The following is a 17,183-nucleotide window of genomic DNA, read 5'->3' on the forward strand; positions in this document are numbered from 1 at the left end:
ACCGATCAGCCGATAGGGCATGAGTTTAACCTGTCACGGGATGAGCGCGAGTCGGCCGAATGGCCAACGATGATCGATGCGCGTCGCTCGCGCACACTTGTAGTGAGGGCGCCGGAACGAACGCGGGTCCGTTCCGGCGGCGCTTACCGAAGAAGATAGTCAGGCCGCGTCACGCGCGCCCGGCCAGATAACCGACCAGCAATGCGAGTCCCGCCACCGCGCCGAGCGTATGCCACGGCTTGTCATGCACGAAGTCGTCGGCATAACCGGCGGCGTCGCCCAGTTTGCCGGAGATCGCGCCGCCCGCGCCGTTCATCTGCGAGCGCGCGGTTTTGAGCTTCGATTGCAATTCTTTACGCAGTTTGTCCGCATCGATGTCCTTCGCGTTCTGAATCGAACTTTCCAGATCGTCGAGCAGGCTGCGCAACTGGCCGCTGGCCGAATCGACCGCGTCGCTCGCACCGCGCACCGCGCGCTGGCCGACATCGGCGGCGCCATTGATTGTGCTGTCGAGCGTCGAACGTGTGAACAATCCCATTTTCCATGCTCCTTATTGACGTTGCCGAGGAAGAATCACGCCGGGTTCGTTGTTGTCGCCTCGTGTCGTGCGCAAATGCCCGGCGCGCCGCTTACAACCGCTATGCAACATTACGACTTGGCCCCGCCGCCCGCGTTCCCTCCCGCTTGTCCTCGTCGGCAGGTGCGGGGGTATGAACCCAGAATACACCGTCGAGCAAGGTTCATTCCTCGACGAGCGCAACCAGGTCCGTTTCCCGCTCGTTCTGCATGTGGCGGCGCATCGCGAGCGCCATCATCAGGCACACGAAAAGGCCGAACACGACGATGATCCATTGCACCGGAACCTTGACCGTCAGGAACAGCGCGTAGGCGCCGAGCATCGACAGCACGGCGAGGTTCTGATTGAAGTTCTGCACGGCGATCGAATGTCCTGCGGAAAGCAGCGTCGCGCCGCGATGCTGGAGGATCGCGTTCATCGGCACGATGAAAAAGCCGGACAGGCCGCCGAGCGCGATCATCAGCGGATAGGCCATCAGGATGTACGCGGGCGCGAAAAAGGGGCCGATCTGCACGCCCGCGCCAGCCGGGAAGAGGTCCTTGTTGTAGAAGGCCATCGCGACCGCGACCGCGCCGATCATCACGCCGACCGGAAGCACCCTGAGCGACTGGCGCAGCACGATCCACGCGGACGCCGCGACGGCGCCGAGCGCGATGCCCACGCCCGTCACGCCCTGCAGCAAAGCGGCCTTCGATAGCGTCAGACCGAGGTTCGCGTCGGCCCACTTGAGCACGAGCAGTTGCAGCGTGACGGCCGCGCCCCAGAGCAGCGTCGTGACCCACAGCGCGATCTGCGCGAGTTTGTCGCGCCACAGGACTTTGAAGCAGTGGGAGAAATCGTGGACGAGCTTCGTCGGTTCGGTCAGCAGGTTCGGATAGCGCGCGCCCGTGTCGGGAATGAACACGTTGATGACAGCCGCCGACGCGTAAATAAGCATTACCGCGAAGAGCGCGGCGTGCGCGGCGGTGGCGACGAACGGCAGATGCGCGTGCGTGACCCAGCGCGCGACGACCTGCGACACGAGCGCGCCGCCGATCACGGTGCCGAGAATCGTCGAGCCGACCGTCGCGGATTCTAGCCACGCGTTCGCCGCGATCAGTTTCTGCGGCGGCAGGAGTTCCGTGAGAATGCCGTACTTCGCGGGCGAGTAAGCGGCCGCGCCCAGACCGACGACGCCGTACGCGATCATCGGATGCGCGCCCGCGATCATCATCGCGCAGCCGGCGGCCTTGAGCGCGTTCGAGATGAACATGACGTGGCGTTTCTGGATGGCATCGGCGAAAGCGCCGACGAATGGCGCGAGCAGCACGTAGGAAATCGTGAAGAATATCTGCAGAAGCGGCGTGACCCACGGCGCCGAACGTACGACGGCGAGCATGGCGATCGCGGCGATCAGGAGCGCGTTGTCGCCGAGCGACGAAACGAATTGCGCAGCGATGATCGTGTAGAAGCCTTTTTTCATGAGCGGGCTTGGCGGTAGGCGCCGCGCGCTGCGGAGCAACGGGAGAAGGGCGGAGGGCACGCGCATCGCCCTCGGGCGACGCCGGCAAGAGATGCACTGTAACGGAGCCCTGCATTCGTTGCAGAGCAGGCGGCGCGCCAGGACAGCGTGGAGAGGAAAAGCAACGGGGCGCGATGACGCGCCCCGCCGATGCAGCTTATTCGTGGCTCATCCGCGGCTCATTCGCCCGTCAGGCGCGTGCGCGAATACATGTCGAGGATCTTGACCATCTGCGCATAGACCTTCGGATTGGCGGTGACGATCTCGTTCTTGAACAGGAAATCCGATTCGCCCGTGTAGTTGCCGACGAGCCCGCCCGCTTCCGTCACGATGAGGCTGCCCGCCGCGACATCCCACGGATGAATGCCCTGCTCGAAGAAGCCGTCGAGACGGCCAGCCGCGACGTTCGCGAGATCGAGCGCGGCCGCGCCCGGACGGCGCAGACCGGCGCACGACAGCGTCATTTCGCTGAAGAGGCGCATGTAGGCGTTCAGGCCCTGGCCGTCGCGGAACGGGAAGCCCGTGCCGATCAGCGCATCGGACAGACGGTCCAGTTTGCCGACGCGAATGCGCCGCTCGTTCAGGTACGCGCCGCGGCCGCGCGAGGCAGTGAAGAGATCGTTGCGCGTCGGATCGTAGACGACGGCCTGCTGCACGACGCCGCGATGTGCGAGCGCGATCGACACGCAGTAGTACGGAAAGCCGTGGATGAAGTTGGTGGTGCCGTCGAGAGGATCGATGATCCACTGGAACTCCGATTCGCGATCCGTCGCGCCGGACTCTTCGGCGAGGATCGAGTGATCGGGATAGGCGGTGTGCAGCGTCTCGATGATCGCGGCTTCGGACGCCTTGTCGACTTCCGTCACGAAGTCGTTGTGCTGCTTCTTGCTGACCTGGAGGCGATCCAGATCGAGCGACGCGCGATTGATGATCTGTCCGGCGCGGCGCGCGGCCTTGACAGCGATATTGAGCATCGGATGCATGAGCGAAATCCTCTGAACGCCCGGCGCGGGTGCGAACGCGCGGGCGAAAAAGTTGGCGACAACGACTATGTCGACGAAAGACGAATTGAATAAGAGCGGGGCGTTCGCGCGAGGGTTCGACCTGATTTGCAAAACCGTTCGCGGCGCGCGAAGGCGCCATTTTACCCGAAAGTCGCGGTCGAGCCGCGTCGCATGACACGGGTTTGAGGCATGTCGCGAAAGCGCGTTAACATAACGGGTTCACACTCTCATCGATCTTCAGCACGAACCGCGCCTTGGAACCCAACGATCTTTCCGCGCCTGCCGGCGGCTTCACGTCCACGCGCTTCATCCTCGTCGAGCCGAGCCATCCAGGCAATGTCGGCGCGGCCGCACGCGCGCTCAAGACGATGGGCTTCGCGCGCCTCGTCCTCGTCGCGCCGCGCGTGCCCGATGTCAAGAACGAACCCGAAGCCATTGCGATGGCCTCCGGCGCCGACGATGTGCTCGCGTCCGCCCATGTCGTCGACACGCTCGCCGATGCGCTCGTCGGCGTGCACTGGTCGGTCGCGCTGACCGCGCGCATGCGCGAGTACGGCCCGCCGCAGATGCCGCCGCGCGCGCTGGCCGAACGAGCGCACGAATACGTCCGTCACGGCGATATCGCGCTCGTGTTCGGCAACGAGCGCACCGGACTGTCCAACGCGGATGTCGAGCGCTGCAGCGCGCTTGCCCATATTCCGGCCAACCCCGCCTACAGCTCGCTCAATCTCGCGCAGGCCGTGCAGGTGCTCGCCTACGAGTTGCGGGTCGCGTTTCAGGCGCCGGCGAGCGCGCTCGCCGCCGTCGAGCCGGCGGGGCAGAGCGCAGCGAGCGATGAAATCGAGGGCATGTATGCGCATCTCGAAGAAGCGCTCATCGCGCTCGATTTTCTCGATCCGGCCAATCCGAAAAAGCTGATGTCGCGTGTGCGGCGGCTCTTTGCGCGCTCGGGCCTGGAGCGCGAAGAGGTGAATATTCTGCGTGGCATCGCGAAGCACATCCTGCTTCGATCGAAGAAAGACTGAACGCGCGTGCTCTCTTCGGGACGATGGCAGCGACCGCGCTGCCATCGGGGGCATCGGGCAGACTCGCCGCGCTCGTCCTACAATCGGCGAAAAACGGCGACAGCCGATATAAGCTTTGCACGCTCCGTGCATTGGCCGAATCCCGCCCCCACTCAGAGACATCGCCATGTTCGACCGACTTCGCGAAGACATCGCCGCCATCCGCGAGCGCGATCCCGCCGCCCGCAGCGCCTGGGAAGTCGTTACGTGTTATCCCGGTCTGCACGCCATCGTGCTGCATCGCTTCGCGCACGCGTGCTGGCGCGGACAAAGGCGCTGGCTCGGGCGCTTCGTGTCGCAGATCGCGCGCTTTCTCACGGGCATCGAAATCCATCCGGGCGCGACGCTCGGACGGCGCGTGTTCATCGATCACGGCATGGGCGTCGTGATCGGCGAGACGGCCGAAATCGGCGATGACTGCACGATCTATCAGGGCGTGACGCTCGGCGGCACGTCGCTCACGCGCGGCGCCAAGCGCCATCCGACGCTCGAGCGCGGCGTGATCGTCGGCGCGGGCGCGAAGGTGCTCGGCGGCTTCACGATCGGCGCGGACGCGAAGATCGGCTCGAACGCGGTCGTCGTGAAGCCGGTGCCCGCGGGCGGCACGGCGGTGGGCAATCCGGCGCGCATCGTGATGCCGGCGGTGTCCAAACCGCAGGAAACGAAGCGCGAAGGTTTCTGCGCCTACGGCATCACGCCGAACGCCGACGATCCCGTCTCGCTCGCGATCCACGGTCTTATCGATCACGCGTCGACGCAGACGCAGCGCGTCGACGAGATCGTCGCGGCGCTCGAACGGCTCGGTGCACGCGTGGAAGCGCTCAATGGCGTGGATGGCGCCGCGCTCGTCGATCTCAAGCGCCTGTGCACGTCGATGGACGGCAAGTGCGAAGAGCAGGCCGAACGTAGCGCTGCGCTCGGGCGTTAAAGCGGCAGCGCGCTCACGCCGTTCTTGTCCAGACGTAGATAGCCGCCGCGCGGCGTGTCTGCATCGAGTTCCCAGTCGGGCAGAACCCAGCGCACGCCTTCGACTTCGCGATGCATCGCGGGCCGGTGCGTATGGCCGTGGATCAACGTATCCGTGTGATTGCGGATGAACACATCGGACACGGCTTTCTTCGTCACGTCGTATTTCGCCGAGACGCCCGTCACACGCGCGCCCTCGCTCTTCGTGCGCATGCGCTGACCGATACCGAGCCGCGTCTTTAGCGGCAGCGCGAGAAAGAGCCGCTGCGCGAGCGCGTTGCGCGCGAAGGCGCGAAAACGTTGATAGGCGCGGTCCGCGGTGCAAAGACCGTCGCCGTGCGCAAGCACGATGCGCTTGCCGAACGCGGTGATGACGAACGGATCGGGCAGCGACATCGCGCCCGCGTCTTTCATGAAGCGCTTGCCCAGCAGGAAATCGCGATTGCCGCGCATGACGTAAAGGCCGATGCCGCGCTCGGTCAGCGTGTGCAGCTTGTGCGTCATGCGGCGCGCGAAGCTGGCGCGCGCGTCCGTTGCGGACGCATCGAGGATGTCGTCGCCGATCCAGAATTCGAACAGGTCGCCGAGGATGAACACAGAGTCGGCGTCGTTCGCCGTGACATCGATGAAATGCTCGAATGCGGCGACCGTCTTCGGAATCGCTTCGGAGAGATGCAGGTCCGCAATGAAAAACAGCGGACGCGCTTGATTCGCTGCGCCCGCTGCTTCGCGATCGGAAGAAGTCTTCGTATCGATCATGCAATGACCGGGATCAGACCACGACGGCCTTCTCGATCACCACGTCGTCGACCGGCACGTCCTGATGGAAGCCCTTCGAGCCGGTCTTGACCTTCTTGATCTTCTCGACCACGTCCATGCCGTCGACGACACGGCCGAACACGGTGTAGCCCCAGCCTTGCGGCGTCGGCGACGAGTGGTTCAGGAAGTCGTTGTCCTTCACGTTGATGAAGAACTGCGCGGTCGCCGAATGCGGATCGTTCGTGCGCGCCATCGCGATCGTGCCCGTGTCGTTCTTCAGACCGTTGTTCGCTTCGTTGTCGATCGCAGCGTCGGTTGGCTTTTGCTTCATGCCCGGCTCGAAGCCGCCGCCCTGGATCATGAAGCCGTCGATCACGCGGTGGAACACGGTGTTGTCATAGTGACCCTTCTTCACATAGTTGAGAAAGTTCTCGACGGACTTCGGCGCCTTCTCGGCGTCCAGTTCGAGCTTGATGACGCCGTGGTTCGTATGCAGTTCGACCATGATGATGTTCTCTCCGGTGTGTTTGATTGAGCCGCGGCGCGAAGCTGTGCGCGCCGCGGGAGTGAAGGGCGCTTCGTGTTGCTGCGTGTTACTGCGGGACCACCGTGGCCGATTCGATCACGGCCGGCTTTTGCGGAACGTTCTGCATCGGGCCGCGCGAGGTGGTCGGGCTGCCTTCGATCTTCTTCACGACGTCCATGCCCGCGACGACCTTGCCGAACACCGCGTAACCGTTGCCGTCGGGGCTCGGATAGTCGAGACCCGCATTATCGACCGTATTGATGAAGAACTGCGCGGTGGCCGAATTCGGGTCGCTGGTGCGCGCCATCGCGATCGTGCCCGTCATGTTCTTCAGGCCGTTCTTGCTTTCGAGCGGAATCGGCGCGCGCGTCGGCTTCTCGGCGAAGCTCGTGCTGTAGCCGCCGCCCTGAATCATGAAGCCCGGAATCACGCGATGAAAGATCGTGCCGCTGTATTGGCCGGACTTCACGTAATCCAGAAAGTTCGCCACGGTCTTCGGCGCCTTCTCGGGATACAGCTCGACCTTGATGTCACCTTGCGTGGTCTTGATGAGCACGACGGGGTGCGCGGCCTGCGCGTTCGGCTGGGCGAACGCGGGCGCGCTCGCGATCAGGGCAGCGCTCGAAAGCGCCAACATCAGGAATTTCATGAAGGATCGATCCTCGTGTGGTGAATGCAATCAGTCGACCGCGACGCCAGGCGCCCGATACGGCGATGCGAGGCGACAGCTTACCGCGCGCGCAGGTCTGCGCGCTAACGGTTGCGCTTACGGCTGCGTTTTTGGCGCCACATAGGGCGACGTCGGCAGCGGGTTGGTCGGGCCGCCGAACGGCGAGTATTCGTCGGGCGAGGGCATCGTCCCTGTGCCCGTTCCGCTCGTTCCGTTCGTGCCGGACGCCGGCGCCCATTCGTCCGCGGCCGCGCGGGGAGCCGTCGCGGCGGGCGCGCCCGAGGCAGCATCCAGAGCGGCCGCGCGTTTCTTCGGCGGCGTGTAGATGTTCTGGATCGCCGTGATGCGCTGGCTCGTCAGCGGGCTCTTGGAGCCGAGCGATTGCGCACGCTTGTACGACTCGCTCGCGAGCCGCAGATAAAGATCGCCCAGATTGTCGTATGCGAGCGCATAGCCGGGGTTCGCCTTGACGGCGGTTTCGAGCGCGGCGCGCGCGTCCTCATAGCGTCCCTTCTTCGCATAGAGCGCGGCGAGGTTGTTGTACGGCTCGGGCAGTTCGGGGTACGTCTGCGTGAGCTCGGTGAAGGCGGCGATGGCTTCGTCGTCGCGGTTCAGGCGCGCGAGCACCGTGGCGCGCTTGAACTTCGCCTGCGCGTCGCGCGGATTGCTCGCGATGCGCGCATCGAGTTGCGTGAGCGCGTCGGTCCATTGCTTGTTCGCGATGGCGGCATCGATTTGCGGCGTGTCGTCGCGCGTCGCGGGCGACGTCTGCGCGAACGCGGCGCCCGGCATGCCGATGCATGCGGCCAGTCCGAGCGTCGCGATGGCGAGCGTGCGTGCGGCGAATGTGTGGAGCGTGCCGGGCGCGAACCAGGAGACGGTCCCGGAGGCGGACCGGCAAGAGAGTTGCAGAGGCGTGCGCGCTTTGCGATGGATCACTTGGAATCGAGTCAATGAATGATGCAGCGAAAGAAGCCACGAGAGCGGCCGAATAGACGAAAGGGACGGTGAAAGAGACGGCGCAGGCTTCGATGCGCGACTCATGAAGCGAGCAGAAACGCCCGATGCGGCATGCTGTCCGGAAAGGCTTCCGACCGGGCGCAAAGCGCGGCATGTCATACCCGCCGCGCGGCCGCTTCGACATTTCATAGGCTCAGGTCCCGGTGTTATACTCCGACCCATTCTAACAAAAGGTCTGCACGTCCCGCGCACGCGTCTTGCGCCTGGTCTTCCAGGCACGTATCCGGCGCCGGCCCCAGACTGTCTTTCGCCACTCGTGGCCGTCTCCGTCCTGGTCGCATGACCGTCGTGTTCGCGCTCGCGTGTGCGTCTTTCAGACTCTCGCCCGCATCGTTCACGCCGTCTGCTTTCCGGTACACGGATGCTTTCCGGCCTACGCTTCGCCTTCTATGAATTCGCTGCGCATCTACAACACGCTCGCCCGTGACAAGCAACCCTTCACGCCGCTTCGCGAAGGCGAGGTGCGCATGTATGTCTGCGGAATCACGGTGTATGACTATTGTCACGTCGGGCATGCGCGCATGTTCGTCGTGTTCGACATCGTGCAACGATGGTTGCGCGAGTCGGGCTACAAGGTCACGTACGTGCGCAACATCACGGACATCGACGACAAGATCATTCGTCGCGCCGTCGAGAACAACGAGCCGATCAAGACCCTCACGCATCGCTTCATCGACGCGATGCACGCCGACATGGATGCGCTCGGCGTCGCGCGCGCGGATATCGAGCCGCGCGCGACCGACTTCATCCCGCAGATGCTCGGCATGATCGATGCGTTGCACGCCAATGGCTACGCGTATCACGCGAAGGACGGCGACGTGAACTACGCTGTGCGCAAGTTCGCCGACTACGGCAAGCTGTCGGGCAAGTCGATCGAGGACTTGCGCGCGGGCGAGCGCGTCGCCGCGAACGATGCGAAGGAAGATCCGCTCGACTTCGTCCTGTGGAAGCAGGCGAAGGCCGGCGAGCCTGCCGACTCCGGCTGGGACTCGAAGTGGGGGCGCGGGCGTCCGGGCTGGCACATCGAGTGTTCCGCGATGGGCTGCACGCTGCTCGGCGAACAGTTCGACATCCACGGCGGCGGCATGGATCTGCAGTTCCCGCATCACGAGAACGAGATCGCGCAGAGCGAAGGTGCGACGGGCAAGCACTTCGTGAACTACTGGATGCACAACGGCTTCGTGCAGATCGACAGTGAAAAGATGTCGAAGTCGCTCGGCAACTTCTTCACGATCCGCGAAGTCCTTGAAAAATTTGATGCCGAAGTCGTGCGCTTCTTTATTGCGCGGGCACACTATCGGTCGCCGCTGAATTACAGCGATGTGCATATCGACGACGCAAAGAATGCACTGACGCGTCTATATACGGCGTTGAAGGATGTCGAGCCGGACAATCAGCAACTTGACTGGAACGAAGCGAACGCGCAGCGTTTCCAGTCAGCGATGAACGACGACTTCAACACGCCGGTGGCCGTGTCGGTGCTGTTCGATCTCGCGAGCGAAGTGAACCGCACGCGCGATGCCGCGCTCGCTCGCCAGCTCAAGGGACTCGCGGGCGTGCTCGGTCTGCTCGGGCGCGAACCGCGCGTCTTTCTGCAGCAGGCGAGCGGCACGGGCGCGGAGCAGGGTCTCACGCCGCAAGAGATCGAAGCGAAGATCGCCGAGCGCGTCGCCGCCAAGCAGGCGAAGAACTATGCCGAAGCAGACCGGATTCGCGCCGAATTGCTCGAAGCCGGTATTGCTCTTGAAGACAAACCGGGTGGGTCGACCGAATGGCGCCGCGTTTGAGCGCGGCCATTCGAACCCTCTGATCGACTCACCAGGCAGGAGGCAAGATGGCAACGGCCAGGAAGACGCCGGTCAAACGACCCGCGTCTGTTAGCGATGCGTCGGGCGCAACGAAGCGACCGCGCAGCGCGCAAACGAAAACAACCACGCAGAAGATCGATGGCGTCGTCGCTGCGAGCGAACGCAACACCGCGGTGAAGCGCACGGGCGCGGGCGTCAAGCCCGCCCGAAGCGCCGCGCTCAAAGCCGCGAAGCCCGAGACCGCGACGCGTCTGAACGGCGCCGCGCGCGCGGCGAAGGCAGGCACGGAAGAAGCCGAAGCGTCGCCCGTGAAGGGCAACGGCCGGGCCGTCGCCGGCGATGGCGCGAGTGCGCAGGCCATCGTTGCCGACACGCAGCAGGGCGAGGTCGTGCGCAAGTCGCGCGTCGTCACGTCGGATGCGACGGTGCCGGTGCAGATCGGCGGACTGACGCGCGAAGTCACGCGTCCCGACTACTGGGACCGCGCGTGCGCCGATCTCATGAAGCGCGACCGCATCCTCAAGAAGCTGATTCCGAAGTTCGGCGAGATCCATCTCGTCAATCTCGGCGATCCGTTCTCCACGCTCGCGCGTTCGGTTGCCGGTCAGCAGATCTCGACCAAAGCCGCGCAGGCCATCTGGGAACGCGTGAAGAACGCGTGCCCCGAAGTCCATCCCGCGCATTTCATCAGGCTCGGTCACGACAAGCTGCAGGCGTGCGGACTGTCGCGCCGCAAGGCCGAATACATTCTCGATCTCGCGCAGCACTTCGAGTCGGGCGCGCTGCACGTCGATGCTTGGACATCGATGGATGACGAAGACGTGATCGCCGAGCTCACGCAGATTCGCGGCATCGGCCGATGGACGGCGGAGATGTTCCTCATCTTCAATCTGTCACGTCCGGACGTGTTGCCGCTCGACGATCTCGGTCTCATTCAGGCGATCAGCGTCAACTACTTCAGCGGCGAGCCGGTCACGCGCAGCGAAGCGCGCGAAGTCGCGGCGAACTGGGAGCCGTGGCGTACGGTCGCGACCTGGTATATGTGGCGCAGCCTCAATCCGATCCCCGCTGACCACTGACCTGACCATTGACGTCAGCCAGCGGATTGCGGAACTATCGTTGATTTATAATCCATAGCTTCCGCGCGCATTGATCAGGGACGGACGCGGTTAGAATACGCGCTGCCCGATGTTCTAGGACTCGAACACATGAAGACCACGTTTCTGGATTTCGAGCAGCCGATCGCTGAACTCGAAGCGAAGATCGAAGAACTCCGCTTCGTTCAGGACGATTCCGCTGTCGATATTTCGGAAGAAATCGACCGGCTTTCGAAGAAGAGCCAGCAACTCACGAAGGATCTCTACGCGAATCTGTCGCCCTGGCAGGTTTCGCAAATCGCGCGTCATCCGCAGCGTCCGTACACGCTCGACTATGTGAGCGAGCTTTTCACCGACTTTCACGAACTGCATGGCGACCGCGCCTTCGCGGACGACCTCGCGATCGTCGGCGGCTTCGCGCGTTTCAACGGTCAGCCGTGCATGGTGATCGGGCATCAGAAGGGCCGCGACACGAAGGAGCGCGCGCTGCGCAACTTCGGCATGCCGCGTCCGGAGGGGTATCGCAAGGCCGAGCGCCTGATGCGCACCGCCGAGAAATTCAGCCTGCCGATTTTCACGTTCGTCGATACGCCGGGCGCGTACCCGGGCATCGGCGCGGAAGAGCGCGGCCAGTCGGAAGCGATCGGCCGCAATCTCTATGTGATGGCGGAACTCAAGACGCCGATCATCACGACGATCATCGGCGAGGGCGGTTCGGGCGGCGCGCTCGCGGTCGCCGTCGCGGATGTCGTGATGATGCTGCAGTTTTCCACGTACTCGGTCATCTCGCCCGAAGGCTGCGCGTCGATTCTTTGGAAGAGCGCGGCGAAGGCGCCGGAAGCGGCCGAAGCGCTGGGTCTGACCGCGCATCGGCTGAAGGCGCTCGGTCTCATCGATAAAATCGTGAACGAGCCGCTCGGCGGCGCGCATCGCGATTCGAAGGGCATGGCCGCGCTGCTGCGCCGTGCGCTCGCCGACTCGCTGCGTCAGTTCCAGGGCATGAGCGTCAACGACCTGCGCGAGCGCCGCTTCGAAAAGCTGATGGCGTACGGCAAGTTCAAGGAATCGCTGCCGGGCGCGTAACCGGTTCTTTCTTCCTCATCACGAACTCTCGTGACATCCGATAACGAAACCCCGGCCGGCCGCCTCGTCTTCGAGGCGGTGCGCGTGGCGGTTTCGGATGCGGATCTTTCCTCCGATGCTCTTCTCGCCGTCGCACTGAGCGGCGGACTCGACTCGACCGTGCTGCTCGATGCAGCCGTGCGCTGCTTCGGCGCGCAGTGTGTCGTCGCGTTGCACATTCATCATGGGCTGAGTCCGAACGCCAACGCATGGGCCGCGCATTGCGAGCGTTTCGCGGCGTCGCTCGATGTGCGCTTCGCCGTGCGTCATGTCGATGTCGCGCGCGCGGGCGGCGAAAGTCTCGAAGCGGCGGCGCGCGATGCGCGTTATCGCGCGCTCGACGATCTCTGCGACGAGCATGGCGCGAGCGCGCTTTTGATCGCGCATCACGCCGACGATCAGGCCGAAACCGTGCTGCTGCAATTGCTGCGCGGCGCGGGCGTCGCGGGCCTCGCGGCGATGGCGCCGCAGCGGTCCGATGGCGCCGTGCCGCGTCTGCGGCCGCTCTTGCGCCTGCTGCGTGCGCAACTGGAGCAGTACGCGCACGAGCGCGACCTCGCCTGGATCGACGATGAATCCAACGGCGACACGCGCTATTCGCGCAACGCGCTGCGGCATGACGTGCTGCCGGTTCTCGCGGTGCATTTCCCCGGCTTCCGCGATGCGCTCGCGCGCACTGCATCGCACGCGGCGTCGGCGCAGCGGTTGCTGGATCAGCTCGCGCGCATCGACTACGAGCACGTGCAGAGCGCGGGCGAAGAAGGCGCGCTCACGCTCGACGCGCTCCTCGCCCTCGACGACGAACGCGCGATCAACCTCATGCGCCACTGGATTCGCTCGCGCGGATTGCTGGCGGCATCGACGGCGCGTATCGCCGATATGCTGCGCCAGTTGCGCGACGCCGCCGCCGCGCGCGACGGCCACGCGTTGCGCGTCGATCATGCGGGGCATTGTTTGCGCGCGTATCGCAACGTGCTGTTCTGGGAGCCGGGCGACAGCGGCGATGCGCCCGATCTCGACGAAGGCGCGCCCGCGCTCAAGGCCGCGGCAGAGCTGCAATGGCAGGGCGAAGAAGTATGGCGTCTGCCGCAGTGGCGCGGCTCGTTCGTCTTCGAGCCCGCCGATGCGGCCGCCGACGATGTGGTCGGCGAAGGCGTGCTGCGCGCGGCGCCGCTCGTCGCGCGTTCGCGTGCGGGCGGCGAGCGCATGCGCGTCGCGGGCGAAGCGCCGAGCCGCACGCTCAAGAATCTCTTTCAGGAACGCGGCGTGCCGGCCTGGAAGCGGGACGTGCCGTTGCTGTTCATCGGGGAAGCGCTGCTGTTCGTGCCGCACGTGGGCGTGAATCGCGAGGCTGCGCCGAGCGCCGCTCATGGGCCGCTGCGCCGCATTTCGTGGCGGCCTGATCTGCTGCTGGCCTGATCGAAGAGAAACCGTTGTGCCGAAGCCGGTAAAATCGCCGGGGTATTCGGTAAAGGGCGCCGGCAGAGGGCACCTCATCTTGTAATTTCGGCCTCGATCGGGTACGGTTACTCGTTTCGCCCAAGCGCGTTTTTGCGCGGCATCTCCGTTCAAAAGACTCGATTTCGCCCGCAACCACGCATCCGTGCGCAGGTAAGCGAGCGCGCGGCGGGCGTGCGTCGGCGCCACTGTTCGCAGGCTTCACCATCCCCGAAGTCAGGTCGAGCGCGAGTTTCAAGCGCGGCGCTCTGAGCGCGTGAAGCGCGGTTTTCCCTCCAGTTCAAAACGCAAATGGCACTCATCGTACACAAATACGGCGGCACTTCGATGGGCTCGGTCGAGCGCATCAAGAACGTCGCCAAGCGCGTCGCCAAATGGCACAAGGCCGGCCACAAGATGGTCGTCGTGCCCTCGGCGATGTCCGGCGAAACGAACCGCCTGCTCGGTCTCGCGAGAGACATCAAGGCCGACCCGGACCCGCGCGAACTCGACATGATTGCCTCGACCGGCGAGCAGGTGAGCGTGGGGCTTCTCGCCATCGCGCTGCACGCCGAAGGTCTCGAAGCCGTGAGTTACGCCGGCTGGCAAGTGCCGATCAAGACCGACAGCGCGTTCACGAAGGCGCGCATCAGCGAGATCGACGGCGAGCGCGTGCTGAAGGAGCTCGACGCGGGCAAGGTCGTCGTCATCACGGGCTTTCAGGGCGTGGATCCCGAAGGTCATATCGCGACGCTCGGCCGCGGCGGCTCGGATACCTCGGCAGTGGCGATCGCGGCGGCGATGAAGGCGGACGAATGCCTGATCTACACCGACGTCGACGGCGTCTACACGACCGACCCGCGCGTCGTCGAAGAAGCGCGCCGGCTCGACCGCGTGACCTTCGAAGAGATGCTGGAAATGGCGAGCCTCGGCTCCAAGGTACTGCAGATCCGTTCGGTGGAATTCGCCGGCAAATATCAGGTGAAGACGCGCGTGCTCTCCAGCCTGACCGATCCGCTGATGCCGCTCGCAGACGAGATGCACTCCGGCACGCTGATTACTTTTGAAGAAGACGAGAACATGGAAAAAGCAGTGATTTCTGGCATCGCGTTCCAGCGCGACGAAGCGCGCATCGCGGTTATGGGCGTGCCCGACAAGCCGGGCGTCGCGTATCAGATTCTCGGGCCGGTCGCCGATGCGAACATCGACATCGACATGATCATTCAGAACCAGAGCGTGAACGGAAAGACCGACTTCACGTTCACGGTCGGCCGCGGCGACTATCAGCGTGCGCTCGAAATCCTGAACAACCAGGTGAAGGGCCACGTCCAGGCGGAAACCGTGCTGGGCGATCCGAAGGTGTCGAAGGTGTCGGTGGTCGGCGTCGGCATGCGTTCGCACGTGGGCATCGCAAGCACGATGTTCCGCACGCTGTCGGAAGAGGGCATCAACATTCAGATGATCTCGACGTCCGAAATCAAGATTTCGGTGCTGATCGACGAGAAGTACACCGAACTCGCCGTGCGCGCGCTGCACAAGGCGTTCGAGCTGGACCGCGGGTAATCGGCCGTGTCGTGACGCCGATGTGGAGGCTCGCGGGCGAGTTGGAGTATTCCACATCGTTGCGGTTCGCGGAGCACGGCGGTCCGGCATTGATGATCTGAAAAAAATCGTCATGCGAATTTGACCGGCGCGAGCGAACAGGCTATTATCTCGATCTCGTTGCACTGCACTCCCGGTGCAACGAAAAGTTTGGGAGACGTGGCCGAGAGGTCGAAGGCACTCCCCTGCTAAGGGAGCATCTGGCTAAAAACTGGATCGAGGGTTCGAATCCCTCCGTCTCCGCCAGTTGTCGTAGAAGGGCCCCGCAAGCTTAAAAACTTGCGGGGCTTTTTCTTTTTGCGCGCGACTTTTATCCGCGCCCGCATCGAATCAAAACGTCACGATTGAGATGACGTGCTTTCGGATAAGTCCGCTTCCGAGTGTCGTCGCTGCTCACTATTCTCCCGCTGCTTGCGTTAAAGCAATCAGTTGCGAAAAAAGCAGTGATTGCATTGTCTGCCAAAAGCGTTTCGCCAGGCATCCACATGCACGCGGCGCGGCGCTTCACTCGGGATTCACTAAAGTCATGTTCAGTTTCAAAAAGCTCGTCGCTCCGGCGCTCGTTTCGTTGCTCTGTGCGGCTCATGCGCACTCCGAAACAATCGATCCGGCTCTTCTCAAAGCGATGGGAGTGTACGGACCGCATAGCGAGTTCGCCGGTCCCTACGTTGGCGCGAAGTTCGGCCTCAACTTGTCGGATATCAGCGGCCCGAACGCACGCGGGTGGCATTCGACCTGGTTTCCGGGCATCGTCGGCGGCGTGAATTACGATGTCGACCGTTTCGTGGTCGGTCTCGAAGGCTTCGCCGACTTCCACGGCGGCTCGACGACCAAGAAGGACGGCGGCCTTGACGTGAAGTTCGGCATGCCGGTCAACAGGAACATCATGCCGTACGCGCGCATCGGCTTCACGGGGACCTGGCCGGACACGCGCCTGCACTACGGCGGCGGCGTCGAGTATAAATTCGCGAAGAACTGGAGCGTGGCGGGCGAATACACCGGCGACTCATCGAGCTATCAGGGCGGCCATCGTCACAACAACAGCGTGACGATGGGCCTGCATTACTACTTCTTCTGATTCTTCTTCACCGATGCGCGCGTGTCTCACGCGCGCATCGCGTTCAAGTCTGCGTCACTTCCCCGACGCGATCCGATCCTGAATGTGCTTCGCCCGCGCCGGCGACGACGGATGCGAATCGAGCATGCTCGACTTGCCGCCATCGATCGTTGCGAGTTTCTGGAACGCGGTGACGAGTCCGGCCGGGTTATATCCCTTCTTCTTCTGCGAGTCGAACGAGTAGTCGTCGGCGGCGGTTTCCTGCGACTGCGAGAACTGCGCGTTGACGAACTTCTCGGTCAGATCGCCGAGCTGCGATCCGGAAATGCTCGCGATCATGCCCGAGCCCGACGCCGCCACCGAGCGCGCCGCCGATGTCGCGTACGCGACCTGCATCGCCTTCTTGGTGTGGCCGAGCGCGACGTGCCCCATCTCGTGCCCGACGACGCCGCGCACTTCGTCGTCGTTCATCAGGTCCATGAGGCCGCTGTAGACGCGCACGCAGCCATTGGCCATCGCCCACGCGTTGACGTCCTTCGTGATGTAGACCTTGTAGTTGACCGGCACGCCGTTGATGTTGTCGCCGAGCTGCTTCGAGATCTTGTTCAGACGCTGCGTGTACGGACTCGACGCCGGCGCGATCTGGTTCTCGCTGTCCATCTGCGCGCACGACTTGTCAGAAAGCGTGCGCACGTCGTTGTCGCTCAGCATGAGCGCCTGCGTGGCGAGTTGACCGGACTGCATGAGCGAGTCCGGATTCAGGCTGCTGACGCTGCTGCACGAAGCGAGTGCGGTGACTGCCGATACCGCGATCGCCGAGCGGATGATTCTCATGGTTGCCTCTTCAGTGCGTTGTGGGTTCAGGCCCGCGTCGGAATGCGGGCTGGGGCGAAATGCTCGATGCAGATCGACCCGTTGGCTACCCGAAAATTCCGATTCTCTTACAGAACCTGACAACGACAAGACGAATATG

General features: G+C 63.8%; 16 protein-coding genes and 1 tRNA gene. 9 read left to right on the forward strand and 8 right to left on the reverse strand.

Annotated elements, in window-relative coordinates; translation table 11 throughout:
• Window positions 1-169 precede the first annotated feature (169 nt).
• The 3 genes from AWB74_RS11250 to AWB74_RS11260 form a co-directional block, all read right to left on the reverse strand.
• Window positions 170-538 (reverse strand): DUF883 family protein, encoded by a 369-nt coding sequence (locus AWB74_RS11250; protein WP_061146841.1) that lies wholly within the window; start codon window positions 536-538, stop codon window positions 170-172.
• A gap of 202 nt (window positions 539-740) precedes the next feature.
• Window positions 741-2,039: a lysophospholipid transporter LplT gene (gene lplT, locus AWB74_RS11255; protein ID WP_061146842.1), complete on the reverse strand. Its 1,299-nt coding sequence runs from the start codon at window positions 2,037-2,039 to the stop codon at window positions 741-743.
• A gap of 218 nt (window positions 2,040-2,257) precedes the next feature.
• The gene (locus tag AWB74_RS11260) at window positions 2,258-3,061 is read right to left on the reverse strand and encodes an inositol monophosphatase family protein (protein WP_061146916.1); all 804 of its coding nucleotides are present in this window, start codon (window positions 3,059-3,061) and stop codon (window positions 2,258-2,260) included.
• 275 nt (window positions 3,062-3,336) lie between these two features.
• Between AWB74_RS11260 and AWB74_RS11265 the strand changes: the two genes are divergently transcribed.
• Window positions 3,337-4,107, forward strand: coding sequence for an RNA methyltransferase (locus AWB74_RS11265; RefSeq protein ID WP_061146843.1), 771 nt, complete (start codon window positions 3,337-3,339; stop codon window positions 4,105-4,107).
• Window positions 4,108-4,273: 166 nt separating this feature from the next.
• Window positions 4,274-5,074 carry a serine O-acetyltransferase gene (gene cysE, locus AWB74_RS11270; RefSeq protein WP_061146844.1) on the forward strand — a complete coding sequence of 267 codons (801 nt, stop codon included), beginning with the start codon at window positions 4,274-4,276 and terminating at the stop codon, window positions 5,072-5,074.
• On the opposite strand, the gene AWB74_RS11275 is transcribed toward cysE, so the two are convergent.
• The 4 genes from AWB74_RS11275 to AWB74_RS11290 all read right to left on the reverse strand — a co-directional run bounded on the left by AWB74_RS11275 (window position 5,071) and on the right by AWB74_RS11290 (window position 8,006).
• A complete protein-coding gene (locus AWB74_RS11275; protein WP_061146845.1) occupies window positions 5,071-5,871 on the reverse strand; it encodes a UDP-2,3-diacylglucosamine diphosphatase in 801 nt (266 codons plus the stop codon). The genes cysE and AWB74_RS11275 overlap by 4 nt on opposite strands.
• A 13-nt stretch (window positions 5,872-5,884) precedes the next feature.
• Window positions 5,885-6,376 carry a peptidylprolyl isomerase gene (locus AWB74_RS11280; RefSeq protein ID WP_061146846.1) on the reverse strand — a complete coding sequence of 164 codons (492 nt, stop codon included), beginning with the start codon at window positions 6,374-6,376 and terminating at the stop codon, window positions 5,885-5,887.
• A gap of 88 nt (window positions 6,377-6,464) precedes the next feature.
• Window positions 6,465-7,046 carry a peptidylprolyl isomerase gene (locus AWB74_RS11285; RefSeq protein WP_061146847.1) on the reverse strand — a complete coding sequence of 194 codons (582 nt, stop codon included), beginning with the start codon at window positions 7,044-7,046 and terminating at the stop codon, window positions 6,465-6,467.
• A gap of 117 nt (window positions 7,047-7,163) precedes the next feature.
• Entirely contained in the window at window positions 7,164-8,006 is an 843-nt protein-coding gene (locus tag AWB74_RS11290; RefSeq protein WP_087038949.1) for a tetratricopeptide repeat protein, read from the reverse strand.
• Window positions 8,007-8,476: 470 nt separating this feature from the next.
• Here AWB74_RS11290 and cysS point away from each other — a divergent pair, with 470 nt between their 5' ends.
• The 7 genes from cysS (at window position 8,477) to AWB74_RS11325 (ending at window position 16,231) form a co-directional block, all read left to right on the forward strand.
• Window positions 8,477-9,874, forward strand: a complete 1,398-nt coding sequence (gene cysS / locus AWB74_RS11295) for a cysteine--tRNA ligase (RefSeq protein ID WP_061146848.1) — start codon at window positions 8,477-8,479, stop codon at window positions 9,872-9,874.
• 47 nt (window positions 9,875-9,921) lie between these two features.
• Window positions 9,922-10,974, forward strand: a complete 1,053-nt coding sequence (locus AWB74_RS11300) for an endonuclease III domain-containing protein (RefSeq protein WP_061146849.1) — start codon at window positions 9,922-9,924, stop codon at window positions 10,972-10,974.
• Between the two features lie 129 nt (window positions 10,975-11,103).
• Window positions 11,104-12,075: an acetyl-CoA carboxylase carboxyltransferase subunit alpha gene (locus AWB74_RS11305; RefSeq protein WP_061146850.1), complete on the forward strand. Its 972-nt coding sequence runs from the start codon at window positions 11,104-11,106 to the stop codon at window positions 12,073-12,075.
• A gap of 30 nt (window positions 12,076-12,105) precedes the next feature.
• Window positions 12,106-13,533 carry a tRNA lysidine(34) synthetase TilS gene (tilS, locus tag AWB74_RS11310; protein WP_061146851.1) on the forward strand — a complete coding sequence of 476 codons (1,428 nt, stop codon included), beginning with the start codon at window positions 12,106-12,108 and terminating at the stop codon, window positions 13,531-13,533.
• A 330-nt stretch (window positions 13,534-13,863) separates the two neighbouring features.
• Window positions 13,864-15,114, forward strand: a complete 1,251-nt coding sequence (locus tag AWB74_RS11315; protein WP_061146852.1) for an aspartate kinase — start codon at window positions 13,864-13,866, stop codon at window positions 15,112-15,114.
• Window positions 15,115-15,306: 192 nt separating this feature from the next.
• Window positions 15,307-15,399, forward strand: a tRNA-Ser gene (locus AWB74_RS11320).
• 280 nt (window positions 15,400-15,679) lie between these two features.
• Window positions 15,680-16,231, forward strand: coding sequence for an outer membrane protein (locus AWB74_RS11325; RefSeq protein WP_061146853.1), 552 nt, complete (start codon window positions 15,680-15,682; stop codon window positions 16,229-16,231).
• Between the two features lie 54 nt (window positions 16,232-16,285).
• Here the strand turns inward: AWB74_RS11325 and loiP are convergent, their stop codons facing one another.
• Entirely contained in the window at window positions 16,286-17,044 is a 759-nt protein-coding gene (gene loiP, locus AWB74_RS11330; RefSeq protein ID WP_061146854.1) for a metalloprotease LoiP, read from the reverse strand.
• Window positions 17,045-17,183 lie beyond the last annotated feature (139 nt).

This window comes from Caballeronia arvi (assembly GCF_001544695.2).
Classification (GTDB): Bacteria; Pseudomonadota; Gammaproteobacteria; order Burkholderiales; family Burkholderiaceae; genus Caballeronia; species Caballeronia arvi.